The organism is Pseudomonas sp. BN411 (genome assembly GCF_029871235.1).
Classification (GTDB): domain Bacteria; phylum Pseudomonadota; class Gammaproteobacteria; order Pseudomonadales; family Pseudomonadaceae; genus Metapseudomonas.
The window spans coordinates 469,053-490,574 of record NZ_SSOM01000073.1 but is presented as its reverse complement, the minus strand read 5'-3'; the positions used below and the strand labels follow the sequence as shown (position 1 = coordinate 490,574).

Below are 21,522 nucleotides of genomic sequence, written 5' to 3'. Positions count from 1 at the left end.
ACAAAATTCTTTTAGATAGATAGATATTTTCTTAACGCCCCCAGATAAGCCTTGGCAAAGCTCACAAAGCCAAACTCTCTGGAAATCCCTAACAATCCGGAAAAATTCAAAAAACCCAAACCAATGATGCGGTCAATAATTTCCCCCTTCCCCTCCTTAAACATCCGCCTCCTTTCTCTTCGCGCCTTCTCAAGCAGTGCCCTTTTCAAATGCTTAGCATAAAAACCAACATCTTTCGCGTTAGAGGATGCGCGCAGACGATCTAATTCAATAGATACATTTCCATATACACGACCAATGTAGTCAGTAAATGCGACATTTCGAGTAGCACTGCTTGGGTGCACCCGAATCAAAGTCATGGAGCCTTCATCTCTCAGGCTTTCCATATACGCTCCGCGCAGAATGCAACGCAATAAATAGTCCCAATCCTCCAGGGCGCGCATGCCCTGATCGAAAAGGCCAACTTTCTGCAAAAAAACATGACGAAAGGCTGCAGCCTGAAGTGGAAAATTATTCTTTCGAATAAACACAGGAAAGCTTGTCCTTCCAAAACCGGAAACTGGACGACTCCACTCCTGGTGCGAGTCAAGCCCATAGTTTGCAAAACAAACTTCCGGCTTACCATCTAAAAAATAGCGAAACTTAGAATAAGAAATATTGACCTGTGGGCAGCGCCGAAAATGCTCAACATGCGACCGCAACTTCTCAGCCGTCAACAGATCATCAGCATCCAAAAAAAGCACAAACTCCCCACGCGCTAACGAAATCCCTCTATTACGCGCAGCAGAAACCCCCTGATTCACCTGATAGACATAGCGAACACGAGTATCTTTCTGCGCCAGGGCAGCCGCACGACTCGCTGTATCATCAACAGAACCGTCATCAACAATAATCGCTTCCCAGTTTTGGTAGCTCTGCCTTTGCAGACTACCAACAGTCTCTTGCAAAAACCGACCAAAGTTATAGCACGGGATAACTACCGAGACTTCTGGATTGACCGACTGGTGTAAATACTCCATCGCCACATTAGTTCCGACCATAAAAAAGGCGTCCCATAGCCCGCAAGGTCTTGCCGTTCCAGTAGCGAAGAGGTAATTCAGAAAGCAACTCCCACGCCAACGCCCTATCGCTCCGCGCACACTTGAGCAGCATCGAGTTGCGGAATCGCGCACAGACCTCCGGATACGCAGGATGATCACTGAAGCGCGCATAGGTCTTCAGTACATTTTCCACCATAAAGCGATAGTTCTTATAAGTATTACTGTCATGCACCCGGTAAAGTGCCAAAGGTTCGCCGAGGACGTCGATGAAATACCCACTCCGGGTAATCTTCAGCTCAATCATCAGGTCCTCAAGGCGGACTTCAGGCTCGAAACTGCCAACCCGATCAAGCGCCTCCCGGCGGAATAGAAGCGTGGGTGCAGGAGCTCCTGGCTTGCGAGCAAGGAATACGTCTTCGAAATCCAGGCGGCGAAACGCCAAGTCACGCGGCCTGCCGCTGGGCTTTCCATCCGCATTGATAGTCTGGATATCCCCGGCACAGATGCCGACCTCCGGTTTATCCATCATGTAGGCGACCTGCCTGGCAATACGGTCCGGGAGCATGATGTCGTCCGAGCCAAAGGGGGCGATCAGGCTGCCTTTTGCCCGCTCGATGGTCTCGTTCAGGGTTCGCGATAATCCCTTGTTGGACTGGACGCGAAAATCGAAACCATGGACAGCTTGCAGCGCCTCGATGCGGGCAACGCTGTCATCACGAGAGCCATCGTCCACCACCAACAACTCAATGTTCGGGTAACTCTGCGCCAGCACGCTGAGAATACTTGCCTCGATGTAGGGCGCGTGGTTGTAAGAAGAGATGATCACACTCACTAGCGGCTGCTGGTCGTTGGTCGTCGGAGACATGGGATTGCTCAAAATGGGTTGATCCGGGACCAGAAGGCCCGCCAGGAGGAAACGGACTCAACCGGCGGCCAGGGCCCTTCCATTACCTCGATGAGATGATCGGCCAACTTGAGGTGGGAAAGGTGTCGCTCGACGAATCGTCGCCCCCCCTCGGCTATGGCCAGCGCCAGGTTCGAATCATTGCGCAGCCTGGCCAGGTGCGCCCGCAATTCGTCGACGTCGGAATACAGCAAGAGATGGACACCATCTTCGAGACCGATTGCAGGCTCCTCGCTACCCTGACGCCAGGCCAGCAAGACGCATCCGCAGGCCATCGCCTCGAAGTTCTTCGCCATGTACTCGCCCAAGCCAACGTCGGCGCTGACGAAGTAGCGAATACGGTTCAGCATCTTCCGGTAAGGTTCTCCGGGAGCGGTGCGCAACAGTTGCAGCGAGTCCTCAGCCGCCAAGCGATCCAGAAATCGTCTCCTGTCCTGGTAGGCAGAACTCGCAGTCCGCCCAATGAAACCCAACTCGATATCTCGCTCCACCTCCTCATGAAAGATCATGCGCGGGTCATAACCTTTAGGAATGAAGTGGACCTTGAAGCCTTCCAGCCTCAATCGCTCGGCGACGCTGGCACCGGTCACAACAATGCGGGCGTTGGGCAACTGCCTATAGAAGCGACTGAAGCGTCCATGCCAGCGAGAGCTCTCCAGATAATTCTGGCAAGCATCCTCCTCATAGATCAGAAGGCCGGAAAGCCGGCTCAGGAACCGGGTTTGCCGATGGATGTTCTTGAAGTGGAGGTCGACAAGGATGCGATCGTAAAGCGAAAGGTCGACGGAACGCAGCGTGCGACTCAGGTCACGCTGGGCGCCCTTATCGAGTATCTTCAGTTCGAGATCGAGCTGCCCACCCAGATGTTCGTAAACACAGGAAAAATCCGGCTCTCGCCCCGCCGAACTCAGAGCCAGCACTTTCATGGGTTTCAGTGCAGCCATAGCCTGACGGCCTTGCGTGTGTAGGACCACTTCAACAATACCCGCCAATCCGTGCGCAATGCTTCTCGGTAGTACTCGCGGGCACGTTCCTGGTCACCAGCGAGCAGGCAGGTGCGGAACAGCGACAGGCAGCGCTGAGCCTTGTAAGCGGTCTTCAACCTCTGGAGCTCGGAAGGCATGCGTGCAGGGGAGAAGACCTCGTCAACCAGGGACAGGCCAACCGCACGGGCATAGGTAAGGTTGTGACGCAGGCTGGTGGAATGCTTGTGGATCAAAGCCAGAGGTTGTTGAACCACGGAGCAGGGAAAACGCGCCAGGACCTGGGCGAAGACGGGAATGTCTTCGACACTGCGGAAACGCTCTGGATAGCGACCCGGCCCGAAGACATCGCGATGCATGGCGCAAGCCCCATTGGACAAGGCTACCCGCTTGTCAATCAGGTAGCCGCGGACGCGCTCGTAGGGCGACTCGGGCAACGGCGCTACCTCGTGCAACGTCCGCTTACCACTCTCGAAAACCGACCAATGCGCACCGATCACCAGCCTGCTCTGCGGATTGGCCTTCAAATGCTCCGTCAGGGCGGAGAGGGCACCAGGTGCCATTTCGTCATCCGCATCGAGGAAAATCAGGAAATCGCCACGGGCTTCGTCGATGCCTCGATTACGAACCGAAGCCAAGCCACCGTTCTCCTTTCGCAGCATGCGGAAACTGCCCGGGAATTTCTCCTGCAGCGAGCTCAGCACCTGAGGGGTCTGGTCGGTAGAGCCGTCGTCGATCACCAGCAGCTCTGCATTGGCGTCCGGCAACTGGGCAAGTACGGACTCAACCGCACGCGCAACCGTCGCGGCATAGTTGTACGCCGGAATCACTACGCTCAGGAGCGGCGTGTCAGACATTGTCATACCAGTCTTTGCCTTCCTTGACGACGAGGATGTCTTCCATGATCAGGTACTGCAGGTCCGAGCCGTAGAACATGTTCAGCGCGTCGGTGGGCGAGCAGATCATCGGCTCGCCACGACGATTGAGCGAGGTGTTCAGGGACACGCCGTTGCCGGTGAGGACTTCCAGTTCCTTCATCAGGTCGTACCAACGCGGATTGTGGCGGCGCTCCAGCACCTGGGCGCGAGAGGTACCGTCCTCGTGCACCACTTCGGCCACGCGGGTCTTCCACTCTTCGTTGACTTCGAAGGTGAAGGTCATGAAGGGCGACGGGTGATCGACCTTGAGCATCTGCGACGCGACGGTATCCAGCATCGACGGGCAGAAGGGGCGCCAGCGCTCACGGAACTTGATCTGCTCGTTGATGCGGTCAGCGACGCCGGCCGCACTCGGGCAACCAATGATGGAGCGGCCGCCGAGGGCGCGCGGACCGAACTCCATGCGCCCCTGGAACCAGGCCACGGGGTTGCCGTCGACCATGATCTTGGCGATGCGCTGCGGGGTGTTCTCGATACGCTTGAACACCGGCTGCTGTGGGTGCTTGGCGCAAGCCGCGATGACGTCTTCGTTGCTGAAGGACGGGCCGAGGTAGACGTGCTCCATCTTCTCCACCGGCACGCCGCGCTTGACCGAAACATAGGCAGCGGCACCGACGGAGGTGCCGGCATCACCGGAAGCGGGCTGGACGAACAGCTCCTTCACTTCCGGACGGGCGATGATCTTCTGGTTCAGCTTGACGTTCAGCGCGCAACCGCCCGCGAAGGCGATCTTGCCGGTCTCGCGGATGATGTCGCCGAGGTAGTAATCCATCATCTCCAGCGCCAGCTTCTCGAACAGGGCCTGCATGCTGGCGGCGTAGTGGATGTAGGGGTCGTCGGCGATGTCGCCCTGGCGCTTCGGCCCCAGCCACTCGATCAGCTTCGGCGAGAAGTAGTAGCCCTTGCCGTTTTCCTTGTAGCGACGGAAGCCGATGACGTTGGCGTAATCGGTGTTGATGATCAGCTCACCGTTCTCGAACTTGGCCAGGCGCGAGAAGTCATACTTGGCGGCGTCACCATAGGGCGCCATGCCCATGACCTTGAACTCGCCGTCGAGCATCTCGAAGCCCAGGTACTCGGTGATCGCGCCGTAGAGGCCGCCGAGGGAGTCCGGATCGAAGAACTCCTTGATCTTGTGGATCTTGCCGTTCTCACCCCAGCCGAAGAAGGTGGTGGCGTACTCGCCCTTGCCGTCGATACCGAGGATCGCCGTCTTCTCCTTGAAGCCGGAGCAGTGGTAGGCGCTGGAGGCGTGGGCCAGGTGGTGCTCCACCGGCTCGATCTTCACTTTCTTGGCATCGAAGCCCAGTTGCTCCAGGCACCAGACGATCTTCTTGCGGTAGCGCTTGTAGCGGCGATTGCCCATGAGGATGGCGTCCAGCGCACGATCCGGGGCGTACCAGTAGCGCTTGGCGTAATGCCAGCGGGCCTTGCCGAACAGGCTGATGGGGGCGAAGGGAATGGCCACGACATCGACGTCGGACGGTTTGATGCCGGCCTGTTCCAGGCAGAACTTGGCCGACTCGTAGGGCATGCGATTCTTCGCGTGCTTGTCGCGCACGAAGCGCTCTTCTTCGGCGGCCGCGATCAGCTTGCCGTCGATGTAGAGGGCGGCGGATGGATCATGGCTGAGAGCGCCGGAAAGGCCGAGAATCGTCAATGCCACGGGGTTAGCCTCTTTCAGGGCAGGTGCCCGGCACCTGCGGTAAACGTTTATCCAGTAGCTGGTGCAACGCCGATTCGGCCGGCCAATTCCGCAGGAAGCGCGCGCGATCGCGGGCATAGGCCCGGGCGAAGCTGCGTTCGCTGCGATGCTGGCAAACGGCATCGAGGTCGATCAGGGTCCAGCGGCCGTCCTGCCAGAACAGGTTGCTGCCCTTGAAATCGCCATGGCTGATGCGCTCACGGATCAGCGCGGCAAACAGTCGGTCGAGGGCACGTAACTCGGCTTCGGGTGGAGCACCAGCCCCATCCGGGTCATCCAGATGAGGTCGAAAACGGGCGATTATATCTTGCCCGGAGAGATATTCGGTAATCAGGTAGGCACGGCTGCGCAGCCAGAGGAAGCGCCGTTCGATCACGGCCAACGGGCGCGGCGTGGCGATGCCGAGGAACTCCAGTCGATTGCCTTCACGCCAGCTGTGCCAGGCGCGGCTCGGCCGCCAAAAGCGCGTCAGCCAGTGCACCAGCCCCTTGATGTTGTAGCGCTTGACCAGCAGCTTGCGCCCTTCGAGGGTGACTTCCGCCACGGTGGCGGTCGCGCCTTGCTTCAGCGAACGTCCTTGCGCCAGCGCCAAGTCGGGCGCCTGCAGTAATCCCTCAAGGCCCGCTTGGGCCTGGCGACGAACCGCCCGCAGGCCGAATGCACCACCAGTCACACTGAACAGGCTGCAATCGCGGGCGATCTTCTTCATGTAATCGCCAAGGCGCCAGCGCCGCATCCGGGCGATTTTCTTTTCCAGCGCCTCCAGCGGCAGGGCGTGCTCGCCGTTCACCAGCAGGTACTGCACCAGCAGCTCTTCCAGGAAAGGATCCAGCTCCGCCGGCATTTGGGCGAAGAAAACGCCCAGGTTGGCCATGACCTTGTCGCGAGGCAGCGGGCTGCCGGGCGTTTCGGCGCGAATGCCGCCGCCATCGATCACCTGCAGCTTGCCGCCGTGGCGAAGCAGGTTATCCAGATGCAGGTCTTCCTGGACAAGCCCCGCCAGATGCAGTCGCGCGATGGCGCCAAGGGCCTCGCCCAGTACTTCCTGCTGGCCGTCGGACAACGGTACATCACGTTCGACCTTGCGCCAGGCGTCCCAGAGGCTTTCTGCCGAATCCAGGTACTCGAACAGCAACCAGCCGCCCAATCCGGCCTGATATCCCTCGCCCAGCAATGCCGGGGAGTCGATGCCCTGCCCGTGCAAGGCGCGAGTGCCGGAAAGCTCACGCTGGAAGTGCCGCTCGGCCTTGCCGCCGACCAGCAGCTTGGCCAGTACCTTGCGACCTTGCCACAAGGCAACGCCTACATAGCGCTGCCCGGGCAGCACCCGCAGCAGGCTCTGCAGCTCAAGTCCGCCTGCCACGTCCAGTTGAATGGGAAGTTGCGGGGTTCGCCCCGCGCGGGCCAGTTCCGCCAGGGTCATCACGCGCCTTCCTTGTTGCGACGGCGACTGGCCAGGCGTTCCAGCCAGTCATTGACCTCCGCCGAATCCTGCGGACACTCAAGATAGCCCGCCAGTAGTTCACGCACTTCGGCTTCACCCCAGGCATTGGCCCGGCGCACCAGGGTTTCCAGGTCCTTGACCCGATCCCGGCGTCCCAGCAGCAGTGGCCGGGTTTTCTCGAGGTCGATCAGACAGGCTTCGAAGCCGGACTGGGTTTCCCGCAGGAAGACGTGCTTGGGATAGAAGCAACCGTGCACCTGCCCCGCGCCGTGGAGACGCCGGGCGAGGCCAGCCACCGCATCGATGATCGCCGAGCGTTGTCCGGCGATCATCCCACCCCAGTGATCAAGCGTGGCAGCCAGCTCGCACCAGCCGTCCAGGGCGCGGGAAACCAGGATCGCTCGGCACTCCCCGTTGACTTGACGGGTGCCGAAGAAAGCCGCCTGCAGGGCCGGTACACCCAGCTCCTGATAGCGGCGGATATTGCGGAACTCCCGAGCGAAGGTGGGCTCGCCGAAGGGCCGAAGCACGCTACGTGTGAGGAAGTTGCTCTGCCGCTTGAGGTAGTAGGCAGCATCGCCCAGATCCAGACGGAACACGCTGCTCCAGCCGCCGCGGCCGGTATTGGGCTCGTCCACCGCGTCCAGGCGCAATGCCCAGAGCGATTCAAAGCTGTCCAGTCCATGACGGGCGAAGATCTCGCGATCCCCCGCCGCGATGAAGTCGCTCATTCGCGTCCCTCGAAAAACTTGAGGATCTGCCGCACCTGGCGCTTGTCGCTGCCTTGCAGACGCGATTGATCCCGGTATTGCAGGTAGAAGCGCAGCCGCTGGCTGCGGCTGAGGTGGTACTTGGCGACCTTGTCCAGGCACGCCAGGTCCTTGATGACCCGGTAACGCAGGAACGGTCCCCACCAGAAGGTGCCGGTCGGGCAATCGATCAGGAACAGGTCGCCTGCCTCGTCCACCAGCAGGTTGCGCCACTTAAGGTCGTTATGGGCGAAGCCGTGCTGGTGCAGGCAGCGCGTGGCCTTCGCCAGCTGCCGGCTGACATTGTCGACCCAGCGCGGGTCGGCCAGGCGCGCATCGCCCTGCTTGGCCATTTCCGCCAGGTCGACGGTGCCCTTGAGCTCTTGAGTGATCAGGGCACCGCGATGGAAGGTGCCGCCACGGCGCTCCTGTCCCCAGCCCACTACAGGCGCGGTGGGAATGCCCCACGTGGAGAAATACTTGAGGTTCTGCCATTCGGCCTTGACCCGTGGCCGGCCGAACCAGCGACGCAAACCCTTGCCCGCGGCCCAGTAGCGCTTGACGTAGTAGCGCACCCCACGGTGCTCCACGCGCAGCACTTCGGACAGCGGATCGCCGGTGATCCAGTCACCTTGCAGGGCGAACACCTTGTCCAGGTCGGCGAACAGCTCGATAACCCCGGCGTCCAGCCCCTTGGCCAGTTTCCATTGGCTCACGCCTCTCCTCCCCCGGCGTACTTGCGCTCATAGCGCGAGAGCAGGCGCGCGGCCTTCTGCTCGAGCCAGGCCAGCAGGCTGCTCTCGTCCTTCAGCACCTGGCGCAGCGGCTGGCGGAAGTAGGCCTTGAGGAAGCGCAGCTTGTCGCGACGGGTCAGGCCGATGTTCAGCGCCGAGAAATACAGCCCGGCCAGGTCCTTGTCGCGCCAGCGTCTCGGCGTGGCGGCGCGCGTCTGCGCACGATGCAGGTCGATCAGCGACAGTTTGAAGTCTTCGGCTGTGACCGGTCGCGCCGTGTGCAGCAGGAAGTGACAGATGTAGCAGTCGCGGTGGTTGACCCCGGCGCGGTGCATGGTGCCGGTCATTCGCGCGACTTCGTCGATCAGCGCCCACTTCAGCCGTACCGGCGGCGGATTGCGCGGCCAATCGACGCAGAAGTCCTCAAGACTGATGGTGGGTGCCAGCTCTTCGGTGACGATGAAGGAGTGCTGGCTGGCCGGATTGCTGCCGCGCTCGCCGAAGGCGACGGCGGTCATGGTGGGCACGCCCGCTTCGTGCAGGCGCTGGATCGCCGCCCACTCCTGGCCGGCGCCCAGCACCGGCGCCTTGGCGGTGATCAGGTTCTTGACGATCTCGCCCCAGCCGATGCCGCGATGGATCTTGACGAAGAAACCCTCGCCATCCACCTCGGTACGCAGGGTGCGACGCCCTTCCAGCTCGCGGTAAACCTCGCCCTTGAGCGCTTCCACCTCGACAAAGGCGTCACGTCCGGCCCACAGGCGCTCGAACGGGGGCTTCAGAACAAGCTTCATGGGCGCTCCGCGAGGATCACGTCCGCCGCGTGCCGCGGCATGCTGTAGAGGTCAGCGCTGTCGGCAAAGGCCAGGCCATTGGTGCTCCAGCGTGCACGGGCAGCCGCGTCGGCGAGCATGCCGGCCAGCATCTGGTTGAGCCCATCCTGCTCGAAGGGGCTGGGCAGCACGCGGCCGCTGTCAGCTTCGGCGATGTAGTGGGCGTAGCCGCAGACGTCGGTAACCAGAACCGGCAAGCCAGCCACAAGGGCCTCAAGCAGCACGGTGCCGGTGTTCTCGTTGTAGGCCGGGTGGATCAGCAGGTCGGCGCCCAGCAGGAAGCGCGGGATATCGCTGCGCCCCTTGAGAATGTCCACCTGGTCGGAGATGCCCAGGGCCTTCATCTGTAGCAGGAACGGTTTGGGATCGTCCTGGCCGATGACGATCAGCCGGGTGCGCTTCTTCAGCTCGCGGGGCAGCGCGGCCACGGCCTTGAGGCTGCGGTCCAGTCCCTTGGTCTTGAAGCCCGAGCCAATCTGCACCAGCAACAGGTCGTCGTCGCCCAGCCTGAACTCACGGCGGAATTCGGCGCGGATTTCCGCGGCATTGGCCGGTGCGCGGCGATCCGCAGCGATGCCCGGCGGCAGCAGATGGAAGCGCTTGGCCGGAGTCGCGTAGTGCTTGACGAACAACGGCTGCTGCACCTCGGAAATCATCAGCACTTCAGTCTTCGACTCGGGCGCAAACACCGCGCGCTCGTAGTCGGAGAAGTGCTTGTAGCGGCCCCAGCGGCGATAGAGACCGTTGCGCAGGGTCTGCGCCTTGTCTTCGAAGCAGGGGTCGGCGGCGTAGTAGACATCCAGGCCCGGCATCTTGTTGAAGCCGATCACCCGGTCCACCGGACGGCGCGCCAGGTCTGCCTCGACCCAGGCAGTGAATTTCTCGTTGCGCTTGTGGTTGAACAGCGCCTTGACCGGCGCGATCAGCACTTCGAAACCTTCCGGGACGTCGCCTTCCCAGATCATGGTGTAGACGCGAATGGCATGCCCACGGCGCTGGCACTCCAGGGCGATTCGCATGAAATCGCGCTGCAGGCCGCCGAAGGGGAAGTACTTGTAGAGCACGAATGCCAGTTGCATCAGTGGATGTCCTCGGTCAGCAGCAGGGCTTCCAGTTGGGTCGCCACGCGCTGCGGATTCAGCCGGGTGAAACAGAGCGGCTGTTCGCGCTCCAGGTCGAACAGGCGGAGATCCTCCGCCGTCGGCTTGTAGGCGCAGGTCTTCTTCAGGCACGGCGCACAGGGGAAGTCGCTACCCAGATGGATCTGCGACCGCCCGTAGGCCCCCGTGAAGCCCGGATTGGTCGGGCCGTAGAGCGAAAGGGTCGGCACGTCCAGCGCAGCTGCCAAGTGGCCAAGGCCGGTGTCCACCGCCACGCAGGCACGCGCACCGGCGACCACCTTGGCCATTCCCGCCAAAGATAATTTGGGGAGCACCGCGGCCTTTTCCAAGCCTTCGGCGATACGTTCGGCGCGCGCCTTCTCCGTCGGATTCCCCCAGGGCAGGCGCACGTGCCAGCCGTGGTCGCAGGCCCGCTCGGCGAGTTCGCGCCAGTACTTTTCCGGCCAGTGCTTGGTGTCCCAGGTGGTGCCATGGAGGAACAGCAGATAGGGCGCGCCGCCCGGTGCATCGGCCAGTTGCGCACGGTTGAGGCCGTAGTTGCCCACGCCTTCCGGCAGCGGATAGTCCAGCGCCTGGGCGAACAGCTGGCGCACACGCTCGACGGCGTGCTGCCCCCACGCCACCGGATAGCGACGGTCGTAGAAACGGCTGGCCAGCGGCTCGCGGGCGGAATCGCGATCCAGGCCGACCACCGGCGCCTTGGTGTAACGCGTCAGCAGGGCGCTTTTCAGCAGGCCCTGGGCGTCGATCACCAGGTCGTAGCGGGCTTCACGCAGGCGGCGCTTGAAGCGACGCCACTCACCGCTGCGAAGGGTCTGCCAGAGGTTCTTGCGCCAGCGGCGGATCGCCACCGGGATAACGTGGGCCACAGCCGGGTGCCAGGCGGGAATCTCGGCGAATCCTTCCTCGACCACCCAGTCGAACTGGATTCCGGGAATCGCCCGCGCCGCATCGGTCAGCGCCGGCAGGGTATGAATGACATCGCCCAGAGAAGAAGTCTTGATCAGCAGTACCCGCACTCAGCGACTCTCCACCAGTTCGAGCGGGTCCGGCACCAGGCGGTCCAGGGCTTCAACCACCGGACGCGGCTTGAGCTCGCGCAGGCAGTTGTAGTGGCCGAAGCGACAGGTGCGCTCGAAGCAGGGGCTGCATTCCAGGCCAAGGCGGACGATTTCCACCTGCTCGGCCAGCGGCGGGGTGAACTGCGGCGAGGTCGAGCCATAGACGGCGACCAGCGGACGACCCAGCGCGGCGGCCACGTGCATCAGCCCGGAGTCGTTGGACACCACGGCACTGGCGCAGGACATCAGGTCGATGGCTTCGGCCAGGCTGGTTTCGCCGGCCAGGTTCACCGCTTCCTCGCGCAGACCGGGAATCAGCCGCATGCGGATGTCTTCGCCGCCGGGATGGTCGTTCTTCGAACCGAACAGCCAGACCTGCCAGCCAGCGCGAATTTTCAGCTCGGCGACCTTGGCATAGTGCTCGGCGGGCCAGCGCTTGGCCTCACCGAACTCCGCCCCGGGGCAGAGCACCAGCACGGGGCGGTCGAGGCCCAGGCCGAACTTGGCCAGGGCCGCATCACGGCTGGCCGGCTCGATCCGCAGCGATGGTCGCGGATAGGGCTTGGGCAGTTCCGCATCGGGCTCGAAGGCCAGGGCCATGAAGCGCTCGATCATCAGCGGGTAGCGCTGTTTGTCGAGGACGCGGATGTCGTTCAGCAGGCCGTAGCGCATCTCGCCTTTCCAGCCGGTGCGCTTGGGAATATCGGCAAACCAGGGCACCAGCGCCGACTTCAGTGAGTTGGGCAGGAGGATCGCCTGATCGTACTGCCCCACCAGGGACTTGCCGATCTTGCGCCGGGTCGCGATATCCAGCACGCCGTGGCCGATGGGGAAACTCAGCGCCTGGCGCACTTCGGGCATGCGCTCAAGGATGGGCCGGCTCCACTCGGGGGCCAGCACGTCGATCTCGCAGTCGGGATGGCGGGTCTTCAGGCACTGGAAGAGTGTCTGCGCCATCACCATGTCGCCGACCCAGGAGGGTCCTACGATCAGAATCTTCATAAAAGGCAGCTTCAAGCCTCAAGCGACAAGCCGCAAGCTCCAAGCAGTGGGTACCACTTGCAGCTTGCGGCTTGCCGCGTTCAGCTCAGTCGGTTTACTTGACCAGGGTACGCCACTCGGCGTGAGCGGAAGTCTTGCCGGTCACCAGGTCGAAGTAGGCTTTCTGCAGCTTCTCGGTCACCGGGCCACGACGGCCGATACCGATCTTGCGGCCGTCCACTTCGCGGATCGGGGTGACTTCAGCGGCGGTACCGGTGAAGAAGGCCTCGTCGGCGATGTACACCTCGTCGCGGGTGATGCGCTTTTCCACCACCTTGATGCCCAGCTCGCCGGCCAGGGTCAGGATGGTGCTACGGGTGATGCCGTTCAGGCAGGAGGTCACTTCCGGGGTGTAGACCACGCCGTCCTTGACCAGGAAGATGTTCTCGCCCGAGCCCTCGGCCACGTAGCCTTCCGGGTCCAGCAGCATGGCTTCGTCAGCGCCGCCGGAGATGGCTTCCTGCAGGGCCAGCATCGAGTTGATGTAGTTGCCGTTGGCCTTGGCGCGGGTCATGGAAATGTTGACGTGGTGACGGGTGTAGGAGCTGGTGCGCACCTTGATGCCGTTGACCAGCGCCTCTTCGCCCATGTACGCGCCCCAGTGCCAGGCGGCGACGATCACATGGACCTTCAGGCCGGTGGCGCGCAGGCCCATGCCTTCGCTACCGAAGAACACCATCGGGCGCAGGTAGGCGCTTTCCAGGCCGTTTTCACGGACGGCGGCGCGCTGGGCTTCGTTGATCTCTTCCTTGGAGAAGGGAATCTCCATGTTGAAGATGTGAGCCGAGTCGAACAGACGGTCGGTGTGGGCCTGCAGGCGGAAGATGGCGGTGCCGTCCGGGGTGTTGTAGGCGCGCACGCCTTCGAACACGCCCATGCCGTAATGCAGGGTGTGGGTCAGGACGTGGGTGGTTGCTTCGCGCCACGGCACCAGTTCGCCGTCATACCAGATCACGCCATCACGATCGGCCATCGACATATTGCCAGCTCCTCAAGAATTCGATTGGTTCAGCCAGTCGAGTCAGTTCAGGCCCAACTCGCGCCAGATCCGCATCACGCCTTGGCGCTCCGCGTGGAACTGGTCCCCACTCACCACACCGGGCTGCTTCTGCAGGGCCTGGCGGTGAGCCGCTGAACGATAGGCTTTGTAGGCTTCCTGCAGCAGGCGCACTTCGTCGCCGGACAGCAGTTTCGCCTGCTCCAGGCCATCCAGAATCCGGATGTTATCGGTGTAACGCACCAGCTCAGGGTGCTGTCGTGACCAGGCCAGGGCCGCATATTGCACCATAAATTCGATATCGACGATACCGCCCGCATCCTGCTTCAGATCGAAGGCCGCCGCGGCCTCGAAGGCATTCGCAGCGGTGCCGGCAGCGGTTTCACGGGTGCCGAGGTTACCGCGCATCTTGGCGCGCATCTCGCTCACCTCGGCCCGCAGCTTGGGCAGGTCGCGCTCGCGTCCAAGTACCGCCAGGCGCACCTGCTCGAAGGCGGTGGTGACCCGCGGTGATCCCACCAGGACTCGCGCACGCACCAGCGCCTGGTGCTCCCAGGTCCAGGCCTCGCTCTCCTGATAGCGCTGGAATGCCCCCAGGGAGCTGACCAGCAGCCCCGCCGCGCCGGACGGCCGCAGGCGCATGTCCACCTCGTACAGGGCGCCGGACGTGGTCTGGGTGGTCAGCAAGTGAATAATGCGCTGCCCGAGGCGAGTGAAGAACTGCGCGCCATCGATGGGCTTGGCGCCATCGGTTTCGGCCTGCGGATCGCCATCGTGGACGAACACCAGGTCCAGGTCCGAACCATGACCGAACTCCAAGCCGCCCACCTTGCCGTAGCCGACGATGACGAAATCCGGGTCGCACAGACTGCCATCAGCGCGCTTCGGCGTGCCGTACTTGGCCACGGTCTGGCGCCAGGACAGCGCCAGCACCTGGTCGAGGATGGCTTCGGCCAGCCAGGTCAGGTAGTCGCTCACTTTCATCAGGGGCAAGGTGCCGGCGATTTCCGAGGCGGCTACGCGAAGGCTGTGAGCCAGCTTGAAATGGCGCAGAGCCTCCATCTGTTGCTCCAGATCGTCCTCGGGGATACGCGTCAGGCGCTCGCGCAACTCGGCCGCCAGCTCCGGCGCCAGCGGAGGACGATAGAGACGACCTTCATTGAGCAGTTCGTCCAGCAGCAGCGGGAAACGGGTGATCTGCTCGGCGATCCAGGGACTGGCAGCGCAAAGCTCGATGAGGCGCTGCAAGGCTCCGGGGTTCTCGGTCAGCAGCACCAGGTAAGCAGAGCGACGCGCCACCTTTTCCACCATGGGCAGGACCCGCTCCAGCACCAGGTCGGGGTTACGGTGTTCAACGGTGAGGTTCAGCAGCCGCGGGATGAAGGCATCCAGCCGCTCACGGCCGAGACGCTGCATGGCGCGCACCTGGGGGCCATTGCGCAGGTCGGTGAGGCGGCGCCAGGCGGCGGCCGGCTCGACGAAACCGGCTTCCCCGAGCTGGCGGCAGGCGGACTCCTCGTCCAGCGCCTCTTCCCAGAGCGGCAGCCATTCACCACCGATGCAGCCTTCGCCATCGCTTCCTTCTTCTTCATCCGGGTCGGCGATCACCTGCCGGAAGTGCCACTCGACGCGCCCGCGCCAGTACATCAGGCGCTCGAGGAAGGTCGCCCAGTCATCAAAGCCCATGATGAAGGCCACGCGGGCGCGATCCAGGTCGTTGTCCGGCAGCATCTGGGTCTGGCGGTCAGCGATGGCCTGCAGGGCGTGCTCGGTGTAGCGGAGGAATTCGTAGCCTTCTTTCAATTCCGCCACCACGGGCGGCGGCAGGTAGCCCTGACCTTCGAGGGTATTCAGCACGGTAAGCAGAGGGCGCTGCTGCAGGCTGAGGTCACGTCCACCGTGAATCAGCTGGAAGGCCTGGGCGATGAACTCCACCTCGCGAATGCCACCGGAGCCGAGCTTGACGTTCTCGGTCATGCCCTTGCGCCGCACTTCCTGCTGGATCAGCTGCTTCATCGAGCGCAGCGCTTCGATGGCGGAAAAGTCCAGGTAGCGGCGATAGACGAACGGGCGAAGCATCTGCAGAAGCTGGGCGCCGGCGGCCTGGTCGCCGCCCACCACCCGCGCCTTGATCATGGCGTAGCGTTCCCAGTCGCGGCCCTGGTCCTGGTAGTACTGCTCCAGGGCGTTGAAGCTGAACACCAGCGGCCCTGAAGAACCGTAAGGACGCAGGCGCATGTCCACGCGGAAGACGAAGCCGTCCACGGTAATGACATCCAGTGCCTTGATCAGCCGCTGGCCAAGGCGGGTGAAGAACTCCTGATTGTCCAGGGCACGCTTGGCGCCTTCGGTCTCACCGCCCTCGGGGTAGCCGAAGATCAGGTCGATGTCCGAGGACAGGTTCAATTCATGGGCGCCCAGCTTGCCCATGCCCAGCACTACTAGATGCTGGGGCTGGCCGGAACGATGGCCGATGGGTGTGCCGAACTGGGCGCAATGGCGGCTATAGAGCCACTCGTAGGCGAGGTCGATGCAGGCGTCGGCCAGATCGGAAAGGTCGCGACAGGTTTCCGCGAGGTCGGCCTGCCGAGTCAGGTCGCGCCAGATGATTCGCACTTGCTGGCGGTTTCGATAGCGGCGCAGGCGTCGGCCGAGATCGTCCTCCTCCGTGCAGCCGTCCAGCAACTGCGCAATCTGGGCACGTAGCTCGCCGGGCGCCAGCGGTCGTTCCAGCTCGCCGGAAGCGGCCAGCGCCAGCAGCATCGCCGGATCACGCTGGGCTTGCTCTGCGACGAAATCACTGGCGGCGGTGACACGACCGAACGCCTGCTGCCGTTCGTCGGACCAGCCGGCGAAGTCCTGGGTCTGTTCGGAGAGGGCAGTGCGGAAGGCAGACAGCGCCCGATCGGCGCTGGGCTTAAGGTTGGCCGGCAAGGCGGCCAGCGACGGCAGGCTCATGGTCTATCCTTTCTGGGCTGCGGGCCGAGGCTGGACCCGTAGCTGGCGCAGCGGTGGCGGAACAGCTCTAACTCGGGGCTTTCAGCCGACTGCGCCGCGCAGTCTGTAGTTTTACTACGAAAGATTGTATCCAGAGTGCTGAAACCTTCGTCGATTTGTAGTAAAACTACACGAGCCCGGTTCTACCCCCGGTAACAAGAATTTCGCCGCGACCGCCCCACAAGGCCGGCCGTGACCACTGGCATCCGATTCTGGAAGCCTTTCCGCCCTGGAGCAAGCCATGCAAGACCTCGATCCCGTCGAAACCCAGGAATGGCTGGATTCCCTGGAGTCCGTACTCGACAAAGAAGGCGAAGACCGCGCGCATTACCTGCTGACCCGCATGGGTGAGCTGGCCACCCGCAGCGGCACCCAACTGCCCTACGCCATCACCACTCCGTACCGCAACTCGATTCCGGTCACCCACGAAGCCCGCATGCCCGGCGACCTGTTCATGGAACGCCGCATCCGCTCCATGGTTCGCTGGAACGCGCTGGCCATGGTGATGCGCACCAACCTGAACGACCCGGATCTGGGCGGTCACATTTCCAGCTTCGCTTCCTCGGCAACTCTTTACGACATCGGCTTCAACTACTTCTTCCAGGCTCCCACCGAAGAACACGGCGGCGATCTGATCTTCTATCAGGGCCACGCCTCCCCCGGCATCTACGCCCGCGCCTTCATGGAAGGCCGCATCACCGAAGATCAGATGGTCAACTTCCGCCAGGAAGTGGACGGCAAGGGCCTGTCCTCCTATCCGCACCCCTGGCTGATGCCGGACTTCTGGCAGTTCCCCACCGTGTCCATGGGCCTCGGCCCGATCCAGGCGATCTACCAGGCGCGCTTCATGAAGTACCTGGAAAGCCGCGGCTTCATCCCCGCCGGCAAACAGAAGGTCTGGTGCTTCATGGGTGACGGCGAGTGCGACGAGCCGGAATCCCTCGGTGCCATTTCCCTGGCCGGCCGCGAGAAGCTGGACAACCTGATCTTCGTCATCAACTGCAACCTGCAGCGCCTCGACGGCCCGGTTCGCGGCAACGGCAAGATCATCCAGGAACTGGAAGGCGTCTTCCGCGGCGCCCAGTGGAACGTCAACAAGGTCGTCTGGGGCCGTTTCTGGGACCCGCTGTTCGCCAAGGACACCGACGGCTCCCTGCAGCGCCGCATGGACGAAGTCGTCGACGGCGAGTACCAGAACTACAAGGCCAAGGACGGCGCGTACGTCCGTGAGAACTTCTTCAACACCCCGGAACTCAAGGAAATGGTCAAAGACCTTTCCGACGACGAGATCTGGAAGCTCAATCGTGGCGGCCACGACCCCTACAAGGTCTATGCGGCCTACCACCAGGCGGTCAACCACAAGGGCCAGCCTACCGTCATCCTGGCCAAGACCATCAAGGGTTACGGCACCGGTGCGGGCGAAGCGAAGAACACCGCCCACAACACCAAGAAGGTCGACGTCGAGAGCCTGAAGCAGTTCCGCGACCGCTTCGACATCCCGGTCAACGACGCCGACCTGGAAAAGCTGCCGTTCTTCCGTCCGCAGGAAGGCAGCGCCGAGTACAAGTACCTGCACGAGCGCCGCGCCGCCCTGGGTGGCTACGTGCCGCAGCGCCGCGTCAACAGCTTCAGCATCCCGACCCCGCCGCTGGAAACCCTCAAGGCGATCCTGGACGGTTCGGGCGATCGTGAAATTTCCACCACCATGGCCTTCGTGCGCATCCTGGCGCAGTTGGTCAAGGACAAGGAACTCGGCCACCGCATCGTCCCGATCATCCCGGACGAAGCCCGTACCTTTGGTATGGAAGGCATGTTCCGCCAGCTCGGCATCTACTCGTCCGTGGGCCAGCTCTACGAGCCGGTCGACAAGGACCAGGTGATGTTCTACCGCGAGGACAAGAAGGGTCAGATCCTCGAGGAAGGCATCAACGAAGCGGGCGCCATGTCCTCCTTCATCGCTGCGGGTACCGCCTACAGCAACCACAACCAGCCGATGCTGCCGTTCTACATCTTCTATTCGATGTTCGGCTTCCAGCGTATCGGTGACCTGGCCTGGGCCGCCGGCGACAGCCGCGCCCGTGGTTTCCTGATCGGCGGCACCGCCGGCCGTACCACCCTCAACGGCGAAGGCCTGCAACACGAGGACGGTCACAGCCACATCATGGCGGCCACCATCCCGAACTGCCGCACTTACGACCCCACCTTCGGCTACGAGCTGGCGGTGATCGTGCGTGAAGGCATCCGCCAGATGACCGAAGAACAGCAGAACATCTTCTACTACATCACCGTGATGAACGAGGCCTACACCCAGCCCGCCCTGCCGGCAGGCGCCGAGGAAGGCATCATCAAGGGCATGTACCTCCTCGAAGAGGACAAGAAGGAAGCCGCACACCACGTGCAGCTGCTGGGTTCGGGCACCATCCTGCGCGAAGTCATCGAAGCGGCGAAGATTCTCCGTGAGCAGTTCAACGTCGGCGCCGACGTCTGGAGCGTCACCAGCTTCAACGAACTGCGCCGCGACGGTCTGGCGATCGAGCGTCAAAACCGCCTGCACCCGGAGCAGAAGCCGAAGCAGACCTACGTCGAGCAGTGCCTGACCGGCCGCAAGGGCCCGGTCGTGGCCTCCACCGACTACATGAAGCTGTTCGCCGACCAGATCCGCCAGTGGGTCCCGAGCAAGGAATACAAGGTCCTCGGCACCGACGGCTTCGGCCGCAGCGACAGCCGCAAGAAGCTGCGCCACTTCTTCGAAGTGGACCGTAACTGGGTAGTCCTGGCAGCCCTGGAAGCGCTGGCGGACCGCGGCGAGATCGAGCCCAAGGTCGTGGCGGAAGCCATCGCCAAGTTCGGCATCGATCCCGAAAAACGCAACCCGCTGGACTGCTGAGGAGACGCATTGTGAGTGAACTGATTCGCGTACCCGACATCGGCAGCGGCGAAGGTGAAGTGATCGAGCTGTTCGTCAAAGTTGGCGACCGCATCGAAGCCGATCAGAGCCTGCTGACCCTGGAATCCGATAAGGCCAGCATGGAAATCCCGGCCCCCAAGGCCGGCGTGATCAAGAGCCTGAAGGTCAAGCTGGGCGATCGCCTGAAGGAAGGCGACGAGCTGCTGGAACTGGAAGTCGAGGGTGCCGCCGCCGCGGCGCCCGCACCGGCTGCAGCTCCCGCACCCAAGGCCGAAGCGCAACCCGCCGCTGCGCCGGCCCCGGCTGCTGCTCCGGCGGCCACCGGTTCCAGCGTGCAGGACGTCTTCGTGCCGGACATCGGCACCGACGGCAAGGTCAAGGTCATCGAAGTGCTGGTCAAGGCCGGTGACACCGTAGCCGCCGACCAGTCCCTGATCACCCTGGAGTCCGACAAGGCCAGCATGGAGATCCCCTCCCCCGCCGCCGGCGTGGTGGAGAGCGTGGAGGTCAAACTGGATGCCGACGTTGGCACCGGCGACCTGATTCTCAAGCTGCGTGTTGCTGGCGCTGCTCCTGCTGCTGCCCCGGCACAGGCCGCTGCACCGGCGCCTGCTGCCACTCCGGCTGCGGCCCCCGCTCCGGTAGCCACCGGTTCCAGCGTGCAGGACGTCTTCGTGCCGGACATCGGCACCGACGGCAAGGTCAAGGTCATCGAAGTGCTGGTCAAGGCCGGTGACACCGTAGCCGCCGACCAGTCCTTGATCACCCTGGAATCCGACAAGGCCAGCATGGAAATCCCCTCGCCGGCTGCCGGCGTGGTGGAAAGCGTCGAGGTCAAGCTGGACTCGGAAGTCGGCACCGGTGACCTGATCCTCAAGCTCAAGGTTGCGGGCGCCGCCCCGGCAGCAGCTCCGGCTCCGGCCGCCGCTGCGCCGTCGGTACACCGCGTACCCGAGGGCGCCCATCCGGTCGCTGCTGCCGAAGTCAGCGCCATCGCCTCGCTGTCCGCCGCTGCTGCGAACACCACCGGTGTACCGGCCCGCTCCAGCGGCGCCAAGGTCCACGCAGGCCCGGCGGTTCGCCAGTTGGCCCGCGAGTTCGGCGTCGAGCTGTCTGACGTTCCGGCCACCGGCCCGCACGGCCGCGTGCTGAAGGAAGACGTGCAAGCTCACGTCAAGGCGATGATGCAGAAAGCCAAGGAAGCTCCGGCAGCGGCTGCCGCCGGCGCCACCGGTGGTGCCGGCATCCCGCCGATCCCGGTCGTGGACTTCAGCAAGTTCGGTGAAATCGAAGAAGTGGCAATGACCCGCCTGATGCAGGTCGGCGCCGCGAACCTGCATCGCAGTTGGCTCAACGTCCCGCACGTGACCCAGTTCGATTCGGCCGACATCACCGAACTGGAAGCCTTCCGCGTAGCCCAGAAGGCCGTGGCGGAGAAGGCCGGCGTCAAGTTAACCGTCCTGCCGCTGCTGCTCAAGGCCTGCGCCTACCTGCTCAAGGAACTGCCGGACTTCAACAGCTCCCTGGCCCCCAGTGGCAAGGCGCTGATCCGCAAGAAGTACGTGCACATCGGCTTTGCCGTGGACACCCCGGACGGCCTGCTGGTGCCGGTGATCAAGAACGTCGACCAGAAGAGCCTGCTGCAACTGGCTGCCGAAGCCGCCGCCCTGGCTGAAAAAGCCCGGACCAAGAAGCTTTCGGCGGACGACATGCAAGGCGCCTGCTTCACCATCTCCAGCCTCGGCCACATTGGCGGCACCGGCTTCACGCCGATCGTCAACGCGCCCGAAGTGGCGATCCTTGGCGTGTCCAAGGCCGCCATGCAGCCGGTGTGGGACGGCAAGGCCTTCCAGCCGCGCCTGATGCTGCCGCTGTCGCTGTCCTACGATCACCGCGTGATCAACGGCGCCGCCGCCGCGCGCTTCACCAAGCGTCTCGGTGATGTGCTGGCGGACATCCGCACCATGCTGCTGTAACTCGTTTCAAATTCGCGAGCACGCCACGCTCGTACCTCAACCCCGCCCCCCTGAGGCGGGGTTTTTTTTGACCGTTCGACAGCCCAGGCCC

Annotated in this window: 16 protein-coding genes; 2 read left to right on the top strand and 14 right to left on the bottom strand. The window is 63.0% G+C overall.

Annotated features, from left to right (window positions below):
- Positions 1 to 11 precede the first annotated feature (11 nt).
- From E8F06_RS20185 to glnE, 14 genes are all read right to left on the bottom strand, one after another.
- A complete protein-coding gene (locus E8F06_RS20185; protein WP_280370393.1) occupies positions 12 to 1,040 on the bottom strand; it encodes a glycosyltransferase family 2 protein in 1,029 nt (342 codons plus the stop codon).
- A complete protein-coding gene (locus E8F06_RS20180; RefSeq protein WP_280370391.1) occupies positions 1,027 to 1,905 on the bottom strand; it encodes a glycosyltransferase in 879 nt (292 codons plus the stop codon). The genes E8F06_RS20185 and E8F06_RS20180 overlap by 14 nt, the downstream gene beginning before the upstream one ends.
- Before the next feature lie 8 nt (positions 1,906 to 1,913).
- Positions 1,914 to 2,888, bottom strand: coding sequence for a glycosyltransferase (locus tag E8F06_RS20175; RefSeq protein WP_280370389.1), 975 nt, complete (start codon positions 2,886 to 2,888; stop codon positions 1,914 to 1,916).
- Positions 2,876 to 3,790: a glycosyltransferase family 2 protein gene (locus tag E8F06_RS20170; protein ID WP_280370387.1), complete on the bottom strand. Its 915-nt coding sequence runs from the start codon at positions 3,788 to 3,790 to the stop codon at positions 2,876 to 2,878. The genes E8F06_RS20175 and E8F06_RS20170 overlap by 13 nt, the downstream gene beginning before the upstream one ends.
- Positions 3,777 to 5,531, bottom strand: a complete 1,755-nt coding sequence (locus E8F06_RS20165; RefSeq protein WP_280370385.1) for a carbamoyltransferase — start codon at positions 5,529 to 5,531, stop codon at positions 3,777 to 3,779. Before E8F06_RS20165 ends, E8F06_RS20170 begins: the two co-directional genes overlap by 14 nt.
- A 4-nt stretch (positions 5,532 to 5,535) precedes the next feature.
- Positions 5,536 to 6,993 carry a lipopolysaccharide kinase InaA family protein gene (locus E8F06_RS20160; RefSeq protein ID WP_280370383.1) on the bottom strand — a complete coding sequence of 486 codons (1,458 nt, stop codon included), beginning with the start codon at positions 6,991 to 6,993 and terminating at the stop codon, positions 5,536 to 5,538.
- Positions 6,993 to 7,745, bottom strand: a complete 753-nt coding sequence (locus E8F06_RS20155; RefSeq protein WP_280370381.1) for a lipopolysaccharide kinase InaA family protein — start codon at positions 7,743 to 7,745, stop codon at positions 6,993 to 6,995. The genes E8F06_RS20160 and E8F06_RS20155 overlap by 1 nt, the downstream gene beginning before the upstream one ends.
- Positions 7,742 to 8,479 (bottom strand): lipopolysaccharide kinase InaA family protein, encoded by a 738-nt coding sequence (locus E8F06_RS20150; RefSeq protein WP_280370379.1) that lies wholly within the window; start codon positions 8,477 to 8,479, stop codon positions 7,742 to 7,744. Before E8F06_RS20150 ends, E8F06_RS20155 begins: the two co-directional genes overlap by 4 nt.
- Positions 8,476 to 9,291: a lipopolysaccharide core heptose(I) kinase RfaP gene (rfaP, locus tag E8F06_RS20145; RefSeq protein WP_280370376.1), complete on the bottom strand. Its 816-nt coding sequence runs from the start codon at positions 9,289 to 9,291 to the stop codon at positions 8,476 to 8,478. Before rfaP ends, E8F06_RS20150 begins: the two co-directional genes overlap by 4 nt.
- On the bottom strand, positions 9,288 to 10,409 hold the full coding sequence (locus E8F06_RS20140; RefSeq protein WP_280370374.1) for a glycosyltransferase family 4 protein: 1,122 nt from the start codon (positions 10,407 to 10,409) through the stop codon (positions 9,288 to 9,290). Before E8F06_RS20140 ends, rfaP begins: the two co-directional genes overlap by 4 nt.
- Entirely contained in the window at positions 10,409 to 11,470 is a 1,062-nt protein-coding gene (gene waaC, locus E8F06_RS20135; RefSeq protein ID WP_190831371.1) for a lipopolysaccharide heptosyltransferase I, read from the bottom strand. The genes E8F06_RS20140 and waaC overlap by 1 nt, the downstream gene beginning before the upstream one ends.
- Positions 11,471 to 12,514: a lipopolysaccharide heptosyltransferase II gene (gene waaF / locus E8F06_RS20130; protein WP_280370371.1), complete on the bottom strand. Its 1,044-nt coding sequence runs from the start codon at positions 12,512 to 12,514 to the stop codon at positions 11,471 to 11,473. It lies immediately after the preceding gene.
- Between the two features lie 94 nt (positions 12,515 to 12,608).
- Entirely contained in the window at positions 12,609 to 13,532 is a 924-nt protein-coding gene (locus E8F06_RS20125; RefSeq protein WP_151137720.1) for a branched-chain amino acid transaminase, read from the bottom strand.
- A 42-nt stretch (positions 13,533 to 13,574) separates the two neighbouring features.
- A complete protein-coding gene (glnE, locus tag E8F06_RS20120) occupies positions 13,575 to 16,508 on the bottom strand; it encodes a bifunctional [glutamate--ammonia ligase]-adenylyl-L-tyrosine phosphorylase/[glutamate--ammonia-ligase] adenylyltransferase (protein ID WP_280370370.1) in 2,934 nt (977 codons plus the stop codon).
- Positions 16,509 to 16,788: 280 nt separating this feature from the next.
- Between glnE and aceE the strand changes: the two genes are divergently transcribed.
- Together aceE and aceF are read left to right on the top strand one after the other, a co-directional pair.
- Entirely contained in the window at positions 16,789 to 19,434 is a 2,646-nt protein-coding gene (aceE, locus tag E8F06_RS20115; RefSeq protein ID WP_280370368.1) for a pyruvate dehydrogenase (acetyl-transferring), homodimeric type, read from the top strand.
- 11 nt (positions 19,435 to 19,445) lie between these two features.
- The gene (gene aceF, locus E8F06_RS20110) at positions 19,446 to 21,431 is read left to right on the top strand and encodes a dihydrolipoyllysine-residue acetyltransferase (RefSeq protein ID WP_280370366.1); all 1,986 of its coding nucleotides are present in this window, start codon (positions 19,446 to 19,448) and stop codon (positions 21,429 to 21,431) included.
- Positions 21,432 to 21,522: the final 91 nt, after the last annotated feature.

What these genes read in the sequence shown, in the direction of transcription:
- rfaP (WP_280370376.1), bottom strand. Translation starts at nt 9,291, where the DNA reads ATGAAGCTTGTTCTGAAGCCCCCGTTCGAGCGCCTGTGGGCCGGACGT.
- E8F06_RS20170 (WP_280370387.1), bottom strand. Translation starts at nt 3,790, where the DNA reads ATGACAATGTCTGACACGCCGCTCCTGAGCGTAGTGATTCCGGCGTAC.
- E8F06_RS20180 (WP_280370391.1), bottom strand. Translation starts at nt 1,905, where the DNA reads ATGTCTCCGACGACCAACGACCAGCAGCCGCTAGTGAGTGTGATCATC.
- E8F06_RS20140 (WP_280370374.1), bottom strand. Translation starts at nt 10,409, where the DNA reads ATGCAACTGGCATTCGTGCTCTACAAGTACTTCCCCTTCGGCGGCCTG.
- E8F06_RS20185 (WP_280370393.1), bottom strand. Translation starts at nt 1,040, where the DNA reads ATGGTCGGAACTAATGTGGCGATGGAGTATTTACACCAGTCGGTCAAT.
- E8F06_RS20175 (WP_280370389.1), bottom strand. Translation starts at nt 2,888, where the DNA reads ATGGCTGCACTGAAACCCATGAAAGTGCTGGCTCTGAGTTCGGCGGGG.
- E8F06_RS20155 (WP_280370381.1), bottom strand. Translation starts at nt 7,745, where the DNA reads ATGAGCGACTTCATCGCGGCGGGGGATCGCGAGATCTTCGCCCGTCAT.
- E8F06_RS20125 (WP_151137720.1), bottom strand. Translation starts at nt 13,532, where the DNA reads ATGTCGATGGCCGATCGTGATGGCGTGATCTGGTATGACGGCGAACTG.
- E8F06_RS20160 (WP_280370383.1), bottom strand. Translation starts at nt 6,993, where the DNA reads ATGACCCTGGCGGAACTGGCCCGCGCGGGGCGAACCCCGCAACTTCCC.
- aceE (WP_280370368.1), top strand. Translation starts at nt 16,789, where the DNA reads ATGCAAGACCTCGATCCCGTCGAAACCCAGGAATGGCTGGATTCCCTG.
- waaF (WP_280370371.1), bottom strand. Translation starts at nt 12,514, where the DNA reads ATGAAGATTCTGATCGTAGGACCCTCCTGGGTCGGCGACATGGTGATG.
- glnE (WP_280370370.1), bottom strand. Translation starts at nt 16,508, where the DNA reads ATGAGCCTGCCGTCGCTGGCCGCCTTGCCGGCCAACCTTAAGCCCAGC.